Raw genomic sequence first — 271 nt, 5'->3', positions numbered from 1 at the left:
CAGAACCACTGGCTGTACTGGCCGCGAACGCCCACTTCAACGGTTTCAGATTTTTCCGGATTGAGATCAGGGTTGCCAGAGTTCGGCCAATAGAGGTCATTAAAACTCGGGGCTTTAAACGCCGTGCCTATACTGGCGCGCAGCGTATGGTAGTTATCCAGTTCGTAGCCCAGCGCCAAGCTGCCGGTCACTTCATCGCCATAGGCTTCGTTGTCGTCGTAACGCAGGCTTGCCTGAATAGCAAACGGCGAAAAGTCGAGCAGCGCTTGCG

The 271-nt window shown here is 55.0% G+C and carries 1 protein-coding gene; it reads right to left on the bottom strand.

The features are described 5' to 3' along the window. A partial coding sequence (locus tag V0R37_RS22225) for a TonB-dependent receptor domain-containing protein (protein WP_420376570.1) occupies positions 1–271 on the bottom strand: 271 nt, incomplete at both ends.

Source organism: Pollutimonas rozaliensis (genome assembly GCF_048751585.1).
Classification (GTDB): domain Bacteria; phylum Pseudomonadota; class Gammaproteobacteria; order Burkholderiales; family Burkholderiaceae_B.
The sequence above is the reverse complement of the archived record's forward strand: the minus strand, read 5'-3'. Positions and strand labels throughout refer to the sequence as shown.